The sequence below is a fragment of the Pseudomonas sp. Arb-4-2C genome (genome assembly GCF_055755015.1).
In genome coordinates, this window is the sequence record NZ_CM146899.1 from 6,309,525 (window position 1) to 6,322,816 (window position 13,292).

Annotated in this window: 10 protein-coding genes and 1 pseudogene; 8 read left to right on the plus strand and 3 right to left on the minus strand. The window is 62.2% G+C overall.

All coding sequences use genetic code 11. The features are described 5' to 3' along the window. The first annotated feature begins 92 nt into the window (after positions 1 to 92). The 4 genes from AC0J41_RS28620 to AC0J41_RS28635 all read left to right on the plus strand — a co-directional run bounded on the left by AC0J41_RS28620 (position 93) and on the right by AC0J41_RS28635 (position 6,993). Positions 93 to 3,674: a DUF2339 domain-containing protein gene (locus AC0J41_RS28620; protein ID WP_473014220.1), complete on the plus strand. Its 3,582-nt coding sequence runs from the start codon at positions 93 to 95 to the stop codon at positions 3,672 to 3,674. Further along, a complete protein-coding gene (locus tag AC0J41_RS28625) occupies positions 3,671 to 5,035 on the plus strand; it encodes a DUF3999 domain-containing protein (RefSeq protein WP_473014221.1) in 1,365 nt (454 codons plus the stop codon). Before AC0J41_RS28620 ends, AC0J41_RS28625 begins: the two co-directional genes overlap by 4 nt. A 341-nt stretch (positions 5,036 to 5,376) precedes the next feature. After that, positions 5,377 to 6,387, plus strand: a complete 1,011-nt coding sequence (locus AC0J41_RS28630; protein WP_025110914.1) for a class 1 fructose-bisphosphatase — start codon at positions 5,377 to 5,379, stop codon at positions 6,385 to 6,387. Between the two features lie 3 nt (positions 6,388 to 6,390). Next, positions 6,391 to 6,993 (plus strand): DUF924 family protein, encoded by a 603-nt coding sequence (locus tag AC0J41_RS28635; RefSeq protein WP_473014222.1) that lies wholly within the window; start codon positions 6,391 to 6,393, stop codon positions 6,991 to 6,993. Positions 6,994 to 7,095: 102 nt separating this feature from the next. Here the strand turns inward: AC0J41_RS28635 and AC0J41_RS28640 are convergent, their stop codons facing one another. Further along, positions 7,096 to 7,860 carry a methyl-accepting chemotaxis protein gene (locus tag AC0J41_RS28640; protein WP_371260421.1) on the minus strand — a complete coding sequence of 255 codons (765 nt, stop codon included), beginning with the start codon at positions 7,858 to 7,860 and terminating at the stop codon, positions 7,096 to 7,098. 93 nt (positions 7,861 to 7,953) lie between these two features. Further along, positions 7,954 to 8,988: pseudogene (locus tag AC0J41_RS28645) on the minus strand (cache domain-containing sensor histidine kinase); the annotation flags it as partial. A gap of 282 nt (positions 8,989 to 9,270) precedes the next feature. Here AC0J41_RS28645 and AC0J41_RS28650 point away from each other — a divergent pair. Together AC0J41_RS28650 and AC0J41_RS28655 are read left to right on the plus strand one after the other, a co-directional pair. After that, positions 9,271 to 9,525, plus strand: a complete 255-nt coding sequence (locus AC0J41_RS28650) for a hypothetical protein (RefSeq protein ID WP_025110911.1) — start codon at positions 9,271 to 9,273, stop codon at positions 9,523 to 9,525. A gap of 31 nt (positions 9,526 to 9,556) precedes the next feature. Further along, entirely contained in the window at positions 9,557 to 10,126 is a 570-nt protein-coding gene (locus AC0J41_RS28655; RefSeq protein WP_025110910.1) for a lipocalin family protein, read from the plus strand. Positions 10,127 to 10,246: 120 nt separating this feature from the next. Here the strand turns inward: AC0J41_RS28655 and AC0J41_RS28660 are convergent, their stop codons facing one another. Then, entirely contained in the window at positions 10,247 to 11,611 is a 1,365-nt protein-coding gene (locus AC0J41_RS28660; protein WP_473014223.1) for a formimidoylglutamate deiminase, read from the minus strand. 146 nt (positions 11,612 to 11,757) lie between these two features. On the opposite strand from AC0J41_RS28660, the gene hutC reads away from it, so the two are divergent. Together hutC and AC0J41_RS28670 are read left to right on the plus strand one after the other, a co-directional pair. Further along, positions 11,758 to 12,468: a histidine utilization repressor gene (gene hutC, locus AC0J41_RS28665; RefSeq protein ID WP_163013658.1), complete on the plus strand. Its 711-nt coding sequence runs from the start codon at positions 11,758 to 11,760 to the stop codon at positions 12,466 to 12,468. Next, on the plus strand, positions 12,465 to 13,034 hold the full coding sequence (locus tag AC0J41_RS28670) for a HutD/Ves family protein (RefSeq protein ID WP_025110907.1): 570 nt from the start codon (positions 12,465 to 12,467) through the stop codon (positions 13,032 to 13,034). Before hutC ends, AC0J41_RS28670 begins: the two co-directional genes overlap by 4 nt. Positions 13,035 to 13,292 lie beyond the last annotated feature (258 nt).

Genomic DNA, 13,292 nt, shown 5'->3' on the forward strand with positions numbered 1-13,292 from the left:
CCTCAGTCACCGCCATTCCAATGTAGGAGTGAGCCTAGACTGAAGCAACTGCCGGGATTGCCCCGCCTCGGGGCTGCTCAGGGATATCGACCATGCAATGGATGTTCATGTTGATCGGGCTGCTGCTCGGCTGGCTGCTCGATGAGTCGTTCAGCGCCGCGCTGCTGGGTGCATTGCTCGGACTGGCGATCGGGCAAACGCTGCGCATCGCCCGGCTTGGCTCGCAGGCGGCGGAGCAACAGCGCCAACTTGAACAGACGAAGCTGGCCTTGCAGGGCGTCGCGCAGCGCCTGTATCTGCTGGAAGGCTCCCCCTCTCACGCGGTGCCACCGGCAGATGCGGAACCGCTCAGCGAGCCCGTCGACATCGCCGAAGCTGCCGCAGCGCCGGAATTGGTCTGGGAACTGCCACCCGAACTCGAACCGATCTCCACCGTCGCCAGCGAAACCAGTCAGCCGCTACCGGCCGATGTCTGGCATCTGGACGCAATCGCTGACGAGCCTGCAAAACCTGCGCAACCCGCCGAACCCCGTGGCCCGAACCTCATCGAGCGTGGTATCCGCGCCGCGCGCAGCTGGCTGTTCGGCGGCAATACTGTGTTGCGGGTCGGCGTGGTGCTGTTGTTCTTCGGTCTGGCCTTCCTGTTGCGCTACGCCACTGAAGGCATGGTGGTGCCGATCGAATTGCGTTATGCCGGTGTCGCGGCCGCGGCGTTGGCCCTGCTGGCGCTGGGCTGGTGGCTGCGTCGACGCAACAGCAGTTATGCGCTGATTTTGCAGGGCACCGGGATCGCGGTGCTGTACCTGACGGTGTTTGCGGCGATGCGCCTGCACCCGTTGCTCGACCCGTCCGCCGCGCTGGGACTGTTGGTGGCCGTGACGGTGTTTTCGGCGATCCTTGCCATCACTCAGGATGCGCTGGGGCTGGCCGCTGCTGCGGCATTGGGCGGTTTCGCCGCGCCGATCCTGACCTCGACGGGGGAGGGCAACCATGTCGCGCTGTTCAGCTATTTCGCGCTGCTCAACGCCGGCATTCTTGCCATTGCCTGGTTCAAGGCCTGGCGCCTGCTCAACCTGATCGGCTTCGTCGGCACTTTCGGTATCGGTTTCGCCTGGGGCCTGCGTTCGTATGCGCCTGAGCTGTTGTGGAGCACCGAGCCGTTCCTGATTCTGTTCTTCCTGATGTACCTGGCCATCGGCCTGCTGTTCGCCCGGCGCAAGTTGCTCGACATGCCCGACGCGCCGGCGGACGGCGACCGCGAGGCGCTGCTGCACTGGTCAGCACGCAAGGGCGATTACGTCGACGGCACGATGCTGTTCGCGCCACCGATCGTGGGTTTCGGTCTGCAGTTTGCGCTGGTGCAGCATCTGGAGTTCGCCGCCGCATTCAGCGCACTGGCGCTGGGCGTGATCTACATGGGCCTGGCCCGTTTACTGATGGGCGGTCGTGCCTTGTTGCTGGGCGAAACCTGTCTGGCGCTGGGAGTGATTTTCGCCAGCCTGGCGATCCCGCTCGGCCTCGATGCGCGCTGGACGTCAGCGGCCTGGGCGGTGGAAGGCGCGGGGATCTTCTGGCTCGGCCTGCGTCAGCAGCGGCCGTTCGCCCGGGCGTTTGCCTTGCTGCTGCAACTGGGTTCGGCACTGGCGTTTCTCAGTCAGTTGCGCGTCGGCGAAAGCAGTCTGCTCGATGGCGCACCGTTGGGCGCATTGATGCTCGGCATCGCGTTGCTGTTCAGTTTCTATCAACTGCGCAAGGCCGCGCCGGAGCAAGCTTCGCCGTGGGAGCGCCAAGGCCTTCCGGTGCTGGCGGCTTTGGGCCTGACCTTCCTGTACCTGCTGGCGCCGCTGTTCTTCTTTGTTCAGGCCACGGCGATCAGTTGGGCGCTGGCCGGGCTGGTGACGTTGTTCGCCGGCCTGCACCTGCAATCACGCACGTTCCTGTTCACCGCGTTCGCCGTGCAACTGCTGGGTGGTGCGTTGTTCCTGCTTCGCCTGCAAGGCGCGGGTGAAGATTCGGCAGCAGTGTTCAGCGCCGGCTGGAGCGGCTTGCTCAGCGCCTCGTTGATTGGCCTGGCGCTGATCGCCGGCATGCTGCTGGCGGCGCGTGACGAAATGGTGCGCGGCGATGTGCGTCTGCTGCGTGGTTTGTCGGTGGTGCTGTTGGCAGGCTTGGTGCTGATCAATCTGGCGGTGCTGTTCGTGTTGCCGTGGCAAACCGCGAGCGCGGTGTGGGCGGCCAGCGGGTTGTTGATCATCTGGCTGAGCCTGTACCTCAAGCAGCGCGTGAGTTTTGTCTTCGGCTTGTTGTTGCAGTTGATCGGCGGCGCGGCGTTTTTGCTCGCCGGTCCCGAGTTGCTCGGGCCGCTGTCCAGCGAAGGTCTGCGCCCGCTCGCCCATGGCGGCTTCTGGACGCCGCTGGTGCTGGGGCTGGCCGCCATGATCGGCGCCTGGCGCCTGCAACGGGGCAATCATGCCTCGGCCTTCGATGTGCTGGGTTTGCAGCGCCTGTCTGAAGTGCTGCTGGTGTGGGGGGCCGGATGGTGGGCGCTGGCGTGGATCAGCGAGGTGCTGCGATTTGCGCCACTGAACTTGCAGGCGACGCTGTTGCTGCTGGTCGCCGCATTGAGCGTGGCGTTGTGGACACTGCTGTCGCTGCGCCTGAAATGGCCGGCGCTGGGTCTGCTGTGCACCTTGCTGATTCCGGCAGCGGGCCTGGTGCTGCTGGCGGCGTGGCATCCGCGTTATCACCCGGCGGCGAATGTCGGCTGGCTGGCGTGGGCACTGGTGTTTGTCGTGCACTTCTTCAGCTTGCGGCGACTGACGCCGATGCTGCCGGCACGGGCCTTGAGCGCGGCGCATGTGCTCGGCTGCTGGCTGCTGATCGGCGTGCTGGCGCTGGAGTTGCGCTACGGCCTGCTGCTGTTGTCCGAGCAATACAACGCCTGGCGCTGGCTGGGCTGGGCGATCTTGCCGAGCCTGTATCTGTTGCTGGCGGCGGCTCCACGCAACTGGCCGTGGCCGGTGGCAGCGTTCCCTCGCGAATATCGCTTGTACGCCGCAGCGCCCTTGGCGGTGCTGATGCTGGCGTGGTACTGGCTGGCCAACGGCGTCAGCGACGGCAACGCCGAACCGCTGCCGTACGTGCCGTTGATCAACCCGCTGGAATTGGGCCTGCTGTTCGCCCTGTTCGGGGTATATGTGTGGTCACGCCATGCCGTGACGCAGTTTGCGCTGCGCAAGGATTACGCCGAGTACGCCACGCAGTTGGTTGCCGGGGTTTCGCTGTTCGCCTTGTGCACCGCGCTGGTGACCCGCGCCGCGCACCATTGGGCGGGGATTCCGTTCGAGCTGGATCTGCTGCTCGAATCGATGCTGGTGCAGGCCGGGTTATCCATCGTCTGGACGCTGATGGCGCTGGGCCTGATGATTGGCGGGCATTTGCGTCATCGGCGCGAGGTGTGGCTGATCGGCGCGGCGCTGATTGCGCTGGTGGTGGCGAAACTGGTTTTTGTCGAATTGAGCAACCGTGGCGGCCTCGCCCGGATCGTCTCGTTTATCGGCGTCGGCGTGTTGCTGCTGGTGGTGGGCTACTTTGCGCCGCTGCCGCCCAAACGCGTCGAAGCCGGACCGGCGGCGGACAAGCCCGTCCCGGACACCGAAGGAGTTTCATCTTGAGTCGCATGCTGAATCTGGGGTGGTTGGCGCTGGGCGTGGTGATGGCTGCCGGCGCCCAGGAAAAACCGACGGACTTCGCCACGCAGGTGCCGCTGGCGGTGAGTGGCAATGGCCCCTGGTATCGCCTCGAACTGCCATTGAGCGCGCAATTGCAGGCACGCCAGACCGATCTGAGCGACCTGCGGGTGTTCAACGCCGCCGGCGAACCGCAAGCCTACGCCCTGGCCCGCGAATCGGCGCAGACCCGCGACGACGGTCAGTTGCATGAGGTGAAGTGGTTCCCGCTGTACAACGCCGCCGACGCCAGCGAGCGCGCGCCGAACGTACGCGTGCAATCGACCACCACCGGCACGCTGGTGGAAGTGCAGCCGTCCAGCCAACTGGAGGCTGGTGAAGAAGTGCTGCGTGGCTGGCTGCTCGACGCCAGTGCAATCAAGGCGCCGTTGCAGCAGTTGATCCTCGACTGGACCAGCGAGCGCGATGGCTTCCAGCGCTTCAGCATCGAGGCCAGTGATGACTTGCAGCACTGGCAGGCGTGGGGCGAAGGGCAGGTTGCGCGGCTGACCTTTTCCGATGAGCGTATCGAACAGCACGAAGTGGCGCTGCCGGGGCAACCGGCGCGGTATCTGCGTCTGCTGTGGGATGCGCCGACGTCGGCGCCGACCCTGACGTCGGCACAACTGAAAAGCAGTGATCCGCGCAACGTGCCGCTGCCGTTGGTCTGGTCGCAAGCGCTGGCCGGCAGCAGCACCAAGGCCGGCGAATACACCTGGCAGTTGCCGATGGGGCTGAACGTCGAGCGGGTGCAGGTTGAACTCACGCAACCGAACAGCCTGGCCCCGGTTACTCTCGCAGGCCGGCGCGAGAGCAGCCTGCCGTGGCAGACCCTGAGCAACGGTTTGCTGTATCGCCTGACCCAGAATGGTCAGGACGTGGTGCAGAACGAATTGCAGTTGTACGGGCAGACCGTGCAGCAGCTGAAACTGAGCGTGGATGAGCGCGGCGGTGGCCTGGGCGAGCAGGCACCTGGCCTGAAATACGCGGTGCGGGCGACGCAGGTGATTTTCCTCGCGCGCGGCGAAGGGCCTTACAGCCTGGCGTTGGGCAACCCGAGTGTGAAAACGGCTAACCTGCCGCTGACCACGCTGATTCCGGATTTCAAACCGGAGAAACTCGCAACGCTGGGCAAGGCGACAGTGCAGGGTGAAGTGGTTGCCACGCAGGCTGCGCCGGCAACCACGACGGCGGTGGCCGAGACCAACTGGAAGAAAATCGGGTTGTGGGCGGTGTTGTTGGTGAGCGTGGTGTTCCTCGGGGCGATGGCGGCGAGCCTGTTGCGCAAGCCCCCTGCCAAGTCCTGAGAAGGGCTGGCGCTGCGCGCCATTCGTGAGCAAGCCCGCTCCCACAGGAGATCTTCAGTGGGCATAAGGTTTGTGTTCAATCGAGATCCCCTGTGGGAGCGGGCTTGCTCGCGAAGGTGTCCGGTCAGGCAACAAAAATTCTGACCGGGCGCAGGGCGCCATGCACCACCCGTCCCGATTCGAACTACGCTGAATCCGGTGCCTGAACTCTCCAGGCCTGATCACGTCTGATAGAGGCAATTGCGCCCCAATGCACGTTACCGGGCGTCATCGCTCGCTACGTTTTCAGACTCCCTGTAAACTGCGCGGGTTTTTAGCCCCCCATTCCACCGGAGCCGTCCATGTCCCGCGTTACCCTGAGTCGCTATTTGATTGAGCAGACCCGCAGCAATAACACTCCTGCCGATCTGCGCTTCCTGATCGAAGTGGTGGCGCGTGCCTGCAAAGAGATCAGCCACGCCGTGTCCAAAGGCGCCCTGGGTGGTGTTCTGGGCAGCATGGGCACTGAAAACGTCCAAGGCGAAGTGCAGAAGAAGCTCGACGTCCTGTCGAACGAAATCCTGCTCGAAGCCAACGAATGGGGCGGTCACCTGGCCGGCATGGCGTCCGAAGAAATGGACAATGCCTACCAGATCCCGGGCAAATACCCGAAAGGCGCTTACCTGCTGGTTTTCGACCCACTGGACGGCTCGTCGAACATCGACATCAACGCCCCGGTCGGCACCATTTTCTCGGTACTGCGTTGCCCGAACGAATACCTGAGCCAGAACGAGCCGCTGAACGAAAAAGCCTTCCTGCAGCCAGGCACCCAGCAAGTGGCTGCCGGTTACGCGATCTACGGCCCACAGACCATGCTGGTGCTGACCCTCGGTGACGGCGTCAAAGGCTTCACCCTGGACCGCGAAATGGGCAGCTTCGTCCTGACCCACGAAGACATCACCATTCCTGAATCGACTCAGGAATTTGCGATCAACATGTCCAACCAGCGCCACTGGGAAGCCCCGGTACAACGCTACGTCAGCGAACTGCTGGCCGGCGAAGAGGGTCCGCTGAAAAAGAACTACAACATGCGTTGGGTTGCCGCGATGGTGGCCGACGTGCACCGCATCCTGACCCGTGGCGGTCTGTTCATGTACCCACGTGACAGCCGCGAGCCCTCCAAGCCGGGCAAACTGCGTCTGATGTACGAAGCCAACCCGATGTCGTTCCTTGTGGAACAAGCGGGCGGCGCGTCCACCGACGGTCACCAGCGCATCCTCGACATTCAGCCTGAAGGCCTGCACCAGCGCGTAGCGGTGTTCCTTGGTTCGAAAGAAGAAGTCGCTCGCGCTACGGCCTACCACAAGGAATAAACCATGAACGCGCCTTGGCAGCCGTTGCTCGACTGGTGGTTCGGACACGCCGAATCACCCGACGAGATATCGGCTGACAAGGGCAAGTTGTGGTTCGGTAAGCGAGACAGCCAAGACCTCGAAGCGCGTGAGCGTTTCGGGGTCTTTGTCGATCAGGCCCTGGCCGGCGAATTGACCGAGTGGACGCAATGTCCCGAAGGTTGGCTGGCCGTGGTGCTTCTGCTCGATCAACTGCCGCGAATGATCTTTCGCGACTCTCCCAAAGCGTTTTCCGGTGATCTGCGCGCGCAGAAGCTCGTCGCGCAAGGCATTGCTGCGGACTTCGACCGGCAATTGAAGCCGATCCAGCGCGTATTCATTTATCTGGTGTTCGAACACTGCGAAAACCTCGCGGTGCAGAACGAGGCGGTGTCCAGATTTATCGAGCTGGTGGCTGAGCAGCCGGAAGGGGAGAGGGCGGTGTTTGCCGACAATCTGGACTATGCCGAGCGGCATCAGAGAGTGATTGCGCGATTTGGCAGGTTTCCGCATCGCAATGCGGTGTTGGGGCGGGAGTCTACGGCTGAGGAGTTGGTGTTTCTTTCCGAACCGGGTTCCAGGTTCTAAGTTTTCATTGCGGCATCCCTCTTCGAGCAGGCTCGCTCCCACTTTGAAATGCATTTCACTTGTGGGAGCGAGCCTGCTCGCGAAGGGGTCAGTGGCTGCGCCTTAAATCCTGAAACTGCCCACCAACTGCTTCAACCGCGCCGCCTGCTGCTCCAGATCCGAGCATGCGCGCAAGGTCGCCTGCAGGTTCTCCACGCCTTCCTGATTCAGCGTGTTGATCTCGTTGATATCGACGTTGATCGACTCGACCACAGCGGTCTGCTCTTCGGTCGCAGTGGCCACAGACTGGTTCATCCCGTCGATCTCGCCAATGCGCTGGGTCACGCTGCCCAAGCGCTCGCCCGCCTGGTTGGCGATGCCGACGCTGCTTTCGCTCTCGCGTTGGCTCTCGGTCATGATGCTTACCGCCTGTCGTGCGCCGACCTGCAGTTCTTCGATCATCTTCTGCACTTGCTGGGCCGAGTCCTGGGTACGGTGTGCGAGGTTGCGCACTTCGTCAGCGACCACGGCGAAACCACGCCCGGCTTCACCGGCACGTGCTGCTTCAATCGCGGCGTTGAGTGCTAGCAGGTTGGTCTGTTGCGAGATGCTGGTGATCACTTCCAGAATCTGGCCGATGTTCACCGTGTTGCTGTTGAGGGTTTCGATGTTGCCGCAGGAGTCGCTGATTTTTGCCGACAACTGCTGCATGGCGTGGATGGTTTTATCCACAACCTGCTGACCGTCGACTGCCAGGCTGCGCGCATCGCTTGAGTGTTGCGAGGCAAGGGCGGCGTTCTGGGCGATTTCCTGGGCGGCGGCGCCGAGCTGGTTGATCGCCGCGGCCACGCTATTGGTGCGGCTGGCCTGCTGGTCGGAGTTGTACATCGACGAGTTCGAGGCCGCGACCACGCGCAGGGCCACTTCGTTGACCTGGCCGGTGGCCGAGGACACCTCGCGGATCGAGGTGTGAATGCGCTCGACGAAGCGGTTGAACGACAGGCCCAGCGCACCGAACTCGTCGTGGCCGTGAATCACCAGACGTTTGGTCAGATCGCCTTCACCTTCAGCGATGTCGTGCATGGCGCGACCCATGGTGAGCAGCGGTTGCATCAGCACGCGGATCAGCATGCCGAGCAGGGCGATGATGATCACTACGGCAATCACCATGGCGATCAGCGCCGAGGTGCGGAATTCGCTGAGCATCGAGAATGCGGTGTCTTTATCCAGCACCAGCGCCACATACCAGTCAGCCGATGGCACGCCGTTGACGCGGGTGAACGAGACCAGTTGGGTCTTGCCGTCGAACTCGACTTCTTTCAAACCGGGGCTGACTTTCGGCGCGCCGTTCGGGTAGGCCTCGGCGAGGGTCTTGAGCACCAGTTTGCTGTCCGGGTGGATCAGGATCTTGCCCTCGCTGCTGACAATGAACGCGTGGCCGTGGCCGCCGAAGTTCAGCGAGTTGATAATCGCGCTGACACTGGTCAGGTCGATGTCCGCACCGGCCACACCAATCATCTGGCCCTGGCGCTGTACTGGGGTGGCGACGGTGATCACCAGTTTGCCCGACGAGGCGGCGATGTAGGGTTCGGTGACGATGGTCTGCTGGGCGCTGTTGGCCGCCTTGTACCAGCCGCGCGCACGCGGGTCATAGTCCGGCGCGCGGTTGCCGGCGGGCACCGAGAACATCACGCCGTCGGCTCCACCGAAGTAGCTGAGCTGGAAATTGCCGGTGTAGGCGGGCAGGTCGATGATGCGTTTCAGGCTGGCGGGTGCGCTGCCGTCGGCGGCGACTTGCTGTGACAGCGACTGCAGCAACTGGATGCGGCTCTCCAGCCAGGTCTGGATGTTGCTGGTGGTCAGGCTGCCCAGTTCCTGCATCGAAGCTTCAGTGCTGCTGCTCAGGGCTTCGCGTTGTCGATAGTCGTTGAAGAAAATGAAACAGGCGAACGCAACGGCCACCACGAGGGCGGCAGCCAACAAGATCTTGTGGCTGAATTTCATGTTTCTGGTCATCGAATGAACTACCGCGAAGGGGCTGGTCGAGAAAGGGCGGCAATTTGCCACACTCGGGGGCTTTGCGCTGCTCTTATTTCGACCGCGGCGCGCCAAAGATTAGGCGGTTTTTGTGAAATGCGACGAAATGCTCAATAGCGGCAAAAAGTCGCTGATTTGCCGGTAAATGCCAGACGAGCGGAGCAATAAATAGCCACCCGCGTGGGGAACCAGACAGGGGTTTTCTCTTCTAAGCTTCTGGTTGGCGCCATGCCATCCCCCTTCCGCTCCAGGAGTTACTTCATGTCGCTGCGATCTATCGCCCTTCTGACCTTTTGCGTGTTGTTGGCCGCGTGCAGCAAGGTCAATCAGGAAAACTATTCCAGGCTTTCGGCCGGCATGGCCAAGGCCGAAGTTGAGACGCTGCTCGGCAAACCCACCGACTGTTCGGGTGCGCTCGGCATGTCCAGTTGTACCTGGGGCGACCAGAAAAGCTTTATCAGCGTGCAGTACGCCGGTGACAAAGTGTTGATGTTTTCCGGCCAAGGCCTGAAGTAAACCGGGGCTACGCGCCCACGGGAGAAAAATAATGAAGCGGTTATTGTTTGTCTTTTTTGCCGGCCTGGTACTGGCCGGCTGCGCCACACACGGTGAAGATCCGCTGGCGCCCAAGACAGCTCACAGCGTCAACCTCAAGCGTTACCAGGGCACCTGGTACGAACTGGCGCGCCTGCCGATGTACTTCCAGCGCGATTGTGCGCAATCCGAAGCGCATTACTCGCTCAAGCCGGATGGCAACGTCGATGTGCTCAATCGCTGCCTGACTGCGGACTGGCAATGGGAAGAGGTCAAGGGCACGGCTTATCCACAAGTGCCGGGCAAGACCGACAAGTTGTGGGTCGAGTTCGATACCTGGTTCTCGCGGCTGATTCCGGGTGTGGCGAAAGGCGAATACTGGGTGTTGTACGTCAGCGATGACTACAAGACCGCCATTGTCGGCGACCCGAGCCGCAAGTACATGTGGTTGCTGTCGCGCACGCCGACCGTCAACGGTGTGGTGCGTGAAGAGCTGCTGAGCAAGGCCCGGCAGCAAGGTTACGACACCACGCGACTGATCTGGCGGGCGTCGGATCGGCAGATGGCCAAGACCTCGAACTAAGCATCGCCACAAATCAAAAATGTGGGAGCGGGCCTGCTCGCGAAGGGTGTGTCAGTTAACGAAAATGTTGACTGATACACCGCTTTCGCGAGCAGGCTCGCTCCCACATTTTGTTTTGGGTCAGCTCAAAAGTGCGCGCAGAACCTGGGTGAAGGCGCGGGCGCTGTCCTCTTCGCCAGCATGTCGGCCATCGCGCACCACCCACTGGCCGTTGACCAACACATCGCGCACCTGACGATCACCACCGGCAAACAACCAGCGATTCAAAATCCCGTCACCATTGGCTGTCGCCAGATACGGATCATTACCATCGAGCACGATCCAGTCCGCGCGCTTGCCGACTTCCAGCGCGCCAATCGGCTGCCCCAGTGCCTGGGCGCCGCCCTCCAGCGCCGCGTCATACAGCGTGCGCCCGACCATCGGCTGATCCGCGCCATACAAGCGATTGCGCCGCTGATCGCGCAGACGCTGACCGTATTCCAGCCAGCGCAATTCCTCGACCACGCTGAGCGACACATGACTGTCGGAACCGATACCCATGCGCCCGCCCTGCGCGAGGAAATCCACCGCCGGGAAAATCCCGTCGCCAAGATTGGCTTCGGTGGTCAGGCACAGGCCGGCGATGGCGCGACTCCTGGCCATCAGCGTGACTTCTTCCGGGTTGGCGTGCGTGGCGTGAACCAGGCACCAGCGCTGATCGACCTCGGTGTTTTCGTAGAGCCATTGCAACGGACGGCGACCGCTCCAGCTCAGGCAGTCATCGACTTCCTTCTGTTGTTCGGCGATGTGAATGTGCACCGGGCACTGTTTGTCGCTGGCCGCGAGCACTTCGCTGATCTGCTGCGGGGTGACCGCGCGCAACGAGTGGAAGCACAGTCCCAGCGATTGCGCCTTTTGCTGCGCCAGTAGCGGTTGCAGGCGCGATTGCAGCTTCAGGTAGTTTTCGGTGCTGTTGATGAAGCGGCGCTGCCCTTCATTCGGCGTCTGGCCGCCAAAACCCGAGTGGCTGTAGAGCACCGGCAGCAGGGTCAGACCAATGCCGCTGTCACTCGCGGCCTGGCTGATGCGCAGCGCCAGTTCAGCCGGGTCAGCGTAGGGCTGGCCGTTGTGGTCGTGATGCACGTAATGGAATTCGGCAACCGAGGTGTATCCAGCCTTGAGCATCTCGATGTACAGCTGACGGGCGATCACGCCGAGCTGCTCCGGGCTGATTTTTCCGACGAGCCGATACATCAGGTCGCGCCAGGTCCAGAAACTGTCATTGGGGTTGCCGGCCACTTCGGCCAGGCCCGCCATCGCGCGCTGGAAGGCGTGAGAGTGCAGATTGGGCATGCCCGGCAGCAGCGGACCGCTCAGCCGTTCGGCGCCGTCTGCGGTGGAATCGGCCTGGATGTGGGTCAACACGCCATCGGCGCTGACCTCAAGACGTACATTGTTGGCCCATCCGTTAGGCAGCAGCGCGCGTTCGGCAAAGAAGGCGGACATGGTTCAGCACCCCATCGTGTGTTATTTGTATATACATATACAGACGTTTGCCTGCCCGGTAAACTCCGGCAAGCTAGCAACCTTCATCCAGAAAACAGGGATCAACCGTGCCGACTCCGCCTCCAGTCTCCCCGTTGGCCGCGAACATGGGCGACAGTCCGGCGCCCTTGTACGCTCGCGTCAAGCAGATGATCACCCAGCAGATCGACAGTGGTAACTGGCCGCCGCACTATCGCGTGCCGTCGGAAAGCGAGCTGGTCAATCAACTCGGTTTCAGTCGCATGACCATCAACCGGGCCTTGCGCGAGATGACCGCCGACGGCCTGCTGGTGCGCATGCAGGGCGTCGGTACGTTCGTCGCCGAACCAAAAAGCCAGTCTGCGCTGTTCGAGGTGCACAACATCGCCGACGAAATCGCCTCCCGTGGTCATCGCCACACCTGTCAGGTGATCACCCTCGAAGAAGAGGCTGCCGGTTCCGAGCGCGCACTGGCGCTGGACATGCGCGAAGGGCAGAAGGTGTTCCACTCGCTGATCGTGCATTACGAGAACGACATTCCGGTGCAAATCGAAGACCGTTTCGTCAACGCGCTGGTCGCCCCGGAATACCTCAAGCAGGACTTCACCCTGCAGACTCCATACGCCTATCTGAACCAGGTGGCGCCGCTGACCGAAGGCGAGCATGTGGTCGAAGCGATCCTCGCCGAGCCGTCCGAGTGCAAGTTGCTGCAGATTGAAAAAGGCGAGCCGTGCCTGTTGATCCGCCGTCGTACCTGGTCGGGGCGTCAGCCGGTGACCGCTGCGCGTCTGATCCACCCCGGTTCCCGTCATCGTCTGGAAGGTCGGTTCCACAAATGAAAGAGTTGAAGGTTTTACGCGCCGAAGGCTACCCACGCATGCCGTGGAAAAACGGCGGCGGCAGCACCGAAGAAATCACCCGTGACGCGGGCGCCGGCCTTGATGGTTTCGGTTGGCGCCTGTCGATTGCCGACATCGCCGAGTCCGGCGGCTTTTCGACCTTTGCCGGGTATCAGCGAGTGATCACAGTGTTGCAGGGCGATGGCATGACCCTGTGCGTCGACGGTGATGACACGCGCCCGCTGTTACCTCTGGACCCGTTTGCGTTCAGCGGCGAGAGCCAGGTGTCCTGCACCTTGCTCGGTGGGGCGATCCGCGATTTCAACCTGATCTATGCGCCGCAGCGTTACAGCGCACGGTTGCAGTGGCTGGAGGGTGAGCAACGGTTTTTCAGCTCGGCGGGGACGCTGCTGGTGTTCAGTGTCGGTGAGCTGCTGCATGTGCAGGTCGACGACAGCACTGCACAGCTCGGTCGGCATGATTGTGTGCAACTGGACGGTAATGCCGGATTGGTTGAAGTCTCCACCAATGCCGCATGCTGCGTGATCGAGCTGACTGCACGCTGATTTTTTTCTGCAAAAGCCTGTGGCGAGGAAGCAAGCGCCCTCGCCACAATGGCATTCACACTGACTGTTTCCCTTCTCGCACCAACTTGTTACCGAACGCCCCAGCGTGGCGCAAAACCACGCTTTCGTAGCCGTTGTTCACATCCTTCATGCACCCCCGCGAAAATTTTCATCAGCGCCACAACCCTTGTGTCAGGCGGTCTTCAGCCCTGCCCGCAATTTATCCCGGAGCGCTCTTCAACAAGTTGGCCGCGCGAT

Coding starts and splice junctions, on each gene's coding strand:
- AC0J41_RS28620 (WP_473014220.1), top strand. CDS start 93: ATGCAATGGATGTTCATGTTGATCGGGCTGCTGCTCGGCTGGCTGCTC.
- AC0J41_RS28630 (WP_025110914.1), top strand. CDS start 5,377: ATGTCCCGCGTTACCCTGAGTCGCTATTTGATTGAGCAGACCCGCAGC.
- AC0J41_RS28635 (WP_473014222.1), top strand. CDS start 6,391: ATGAACGCGCCTTGGCAGCCGTTGCTCGACTGGTGGTTCGGACACGCC.
- AC0J41_RS28640 (WP_371260421.1), bottom strand. CDS start 7,860: ATGTACAACTCCGACCAGCAGGCCAGCCGCACCAATAGCGTGGCCGCG.
- AC0J41_RS28650 (WP_025110911.1), top strand. CDS start 9,271: ATGTCGCTGCGATCTATCGCCCTTCTGACCTTTTGCGTGTTGTTGGCC.
- AC0J41_RS28655 (WP_025110910.1), top strand. CDS start 9,557: ATGAAGCGGTTATTGTTTGTCTTTTTTGCCGGCCTGGTACTGGCCGGC.
- AC0J41_RS28660 (WP_473014223.1), bottom strand. CDS start 11,611: ATGTCCGCCTTCTTTGCCGAACGCGCGCTGCTGCCTAACGGATGGGCC.
- hutC (WP_163013658.1), top strand. CDS start 11,758: ATGGGCGACAGTCCGGCGCCCTTGTACGCTCGCGTCAAGCAGATGATC.
- AC0J41_RS28670 (WP_025110907.1), top strand. CDS start 12,465: ATGAAAGAGTTGAAGGTTTTACGCGCCGAAGGCTACCCACGCATGCCG.